Below are 2,845 nucleotides of genomic sequence, written 5' to 3'. Positions count from 1 at the left end.
GAGGGTAAGTCCGATATACACGACTCAATTTTCTCATACAGCGTCTATAAATACAGCAATAAGGGCTGGCTTTGAGATAAATGTTTGTATTTGTGCTAATAAAATTTAAGATACAAAATACCCTTAATTAAGATATATACTTAACTAAGGGTATTTTTATTTTGAAAATATTAGAAAAATATTTTTTGCAAACGCTTGACAAATGTTCGAGTATGTTGTAATATAAAAATAAGCAAACAAAAAGAATAAATAAATAACAAAAACAAACATAGGAGGTTTTATGAAGGTGTATATTTCTTCCGACAAGGATGCCTTAAAACTCAAGGATGCCTTGATCGAAGAGTTAGAAAACTTATCTGTCGCTTATGAAGATTTGACAGAAGATGGTTTTGATTTCGTGGACAGTTCTAATGCAGTTTGTGAAAAGCTTTTAGAGGTTGATGGAATCTTAACAACAGGAAATGATGATGCAAGTGTAGGGATAGTACTTGATAGATACGGAGCAGGATCCTATATGGCTTGCTCAAAGCATAAGGGAATGGTTGCTGCAGAAGTATCTGATGAGAGAAGCGCCCTAATGACCAAAAGACACAATGGAGCAAGGATTCTTGTTATGGGTTCAGGAATAGTAGGAGAAGATTTAGCGAAATCTTGTCTAAGAAACTTCCTAAGCCATGGTTATGACGGAGGCCGTCACCAAATAAGAATCGACATGCTCAACAAAATGATGTAGGAGGTAAAGATGAAAATAGCATTAGGATGTGACCACATAGTCACAAGTTTAAAAATGGAAGTATCTGACCACCTCAAAAGTCTGGGCCATGAAGTAGTAGATGTAGGATGCTACGATAACACAAGAACCCACTACCCAATCTTTGGAAAAAAAGTAGGAGAGCTAGTAGCAAAAGGCGATTGTGACCTAGGAGTAGTACTCTGCGGAACAGGAGTAGGCATATCTACAGCAGTAAACAAGGCCTTCGGTACCCGTTGCGCCCTAGTAAGAGACTGCGCAACAGCGATCTATGCCAAAGAAGAACTAAACGCAAATGTAATATCCTTTGGTGGAATGATAGTAGGGAGAGATTTAGCCTTTGAAATAATAGACTCATTTATCAATGCAGAATACAAGAAAACAGAAGAAAATGAGAAACTAATAGAAAAACTAATGGCAATAGAAGAAAAATATAAAGAAGATGAAAAAGACCAAGTGTCTAATGATAAATTCTTTGATGAATTTATAGAAAAATGGGATAGGGGAGAATATCACGATTAGGTAATTATGTCAGAGTTAATAGTAAGAGAAAATGTATATATATCTGATGCTTCTAGCAAAGAAGATCTATTTAAAGAACTTTATGACAAACTTAAGGCTGATGACCTGGTAAATGATAAATTTCTTCAAATGGTCGAAGAAAGAGAGAAGAATTATCCAACAGGAATGGATATGTCTCTTGTAAGTGATAGCTTGCCTAATATAGCTATACCTCACACAGAAGCGGAAGCTTGCAAGGTTACTAGGGTTATACCAGTTAAGTTAAATAATAAGATAAGCTTTAACAATATGATTGATCCAGAAAAAGAATTAGATGTTTCATTTATCTTCATGATATTAAATAGTGAAGGTGGAATGCAGACTGATGTTCTTGCAAAGATAATGGATTTTGTTACAAAAACACAAGGAATAGAAGAGCTTTTCAGTTTAGATAGTGAAGATAAAATTTACGAATTTATTGAGAAAAATTTTTAGGAGGAAATTATGATTAAGATTTTAGCAGCATGTGGAGCAGGTGTTAATTCAAGTCACCAAATCAAGAACGCTTTAGAAAACGAAATGAAAAATAGGGGCTATGAAGTAAAATGTGATGCAGTTATGATAAAGGATATCACAGAAGATATGATTAAAAAATACGACATATTTGCTCAAATTTCAAAAACTGATTTAGGCTTTGATGTAAATATTCCTGTAGTAGATGCAGGTCCAATCCTTTACAGAATGCCAGCTATGGCTAAACCTGTGTACGATAAGGTTGAATCAATAATAAAAGAAGGAAATTTAAAATAACTTAGTAAATAATAAATCGAATTAATAAATGGAGAAAATAAAATGAGTGGAATAATAGAATTTGCTAATACCTATTTGGGAAAATTCATGGACATTATCATACCTTCTGTGCTCATGCTTTTGGTACTTACAATTATATCTGTAATTGTAGGAGTTAAATTCTCAAAGGCCTTAGAAGGTGGTATTAGGCTTGCAATTTCAATTACTGCTATTGGTGCGGTAATGAACATACTTACCTCAAGCTTCTCAGAAGCTTTGCAAGCTTTCGTAGGAAGAACAGGAATTGAATTAAGTATAACTGATGTGGGTTGGGCGCCTCTTGCAACAATAACTTGGGGTTCTCCTTACACCCTATATTTCTTGCTGGTAATGATAATAGTAAATATAGCTATGCTTTTACTAAACAAAACCAATACATTAGACGTTGATATTTTCGATATATGGCATTTGGCTATAACAGGTCTATTTGCTATGTATATGGGTGCAAGTCTACTTGTAACAACACTTCTAGTAATATTTATAGGAGTATTAAAGATTATAAATTCAGACTTGATGAAACCAACCTTTAATGATCTTTTGGATGCACCAGACGAAAACCCAATGACAACTACCCACATGAACTATATGATGAATCCAATAGTCATGTTATTTAATAAGATAATCGATAAGATATTCCCATTCTTAGATAAATACGATTTCGATGCTGCAAAGCTTAACTCTAAAATCGGATTTTGGGGATCTAAGTCAGCTATAGGAATCTATCTAGGACTATTTATTGGATTA

General features: G+C 33.9%; 5 protein-coding genes. All 5 read left to right on the top strand.

The features are described from left to right. Nucleotides 1–280: 280 nt before the first annotated feature. Nucleotides 281–733, top strand: coding sequence for an RpiB/LacA/LacB family sugar-phosphate isomerase (locus MRZ08_RS06495; protein ID WP_297380796.1), 453 nt, complete (start codon nt 281–283; stop codon nt 731–733). Nucleotides 734–742: 9 nt separating this feature from the next. Next, on the top strand, nt 743–1,273 hold the full coding sequence (lacB, locus tag MRZ08_RS06490) for a galactose-6-phosphate isomerase subunit LacB (RefSeq protein WP_297380794.1): 531 nt from the start codon (nt 743–745) through the stop codon (nt 1,271–1,273). Nucleotides 1,274–1,279: 6 nt separating this feature from the next. Then, nucleotides 1,280–1,747 (top strand): PTS sugar transporter subunit IIA, encoded by a 468-nt coding sequence (locus MRZ08_RS06485; protein ID WP_297380791.1) that lies wholly within the window; start codon nt 1,280–1,282, stop codon nt 1,745–1,747. Nucleotides 1,748–1,756: 9 nt separating this feature from the next. Next, the gene (locus tag MRZ08_RS06480) at nt 1,757–2,062 is read left to right on the top strand and encodes a PTS fructose transporter subunit IIB (protein WP_297380788.1); all 306 of its coding nucleotides are present in this window, start codon (nt 1,757–1,759) and stop codon (nt 2,060–2,062) included. Between the two features lie 42 nt (nt 2,063–2,104). Next, nucleotides 2,105–2,845 (top strand): PTS transporter subunit IIC (locus MRZ08_RS06475; RefSeq protein ID WP_297380785.1); only part of this gene is annotated, 741 nt, incomplete at its 3' end.

Source organism: Anaerococcus sp., assembly GCF_022770135.1.
GTDB lineage: Bacteria > Bacillota > Clostridia > Tissierellales > Peptoniphilaceae > Anaerococcus.
The sequence above is the reverse complement of the archived record's forward strand: the minus strand, read 5'-3'. Positions and strand labels throughout refer to the sequence as shown.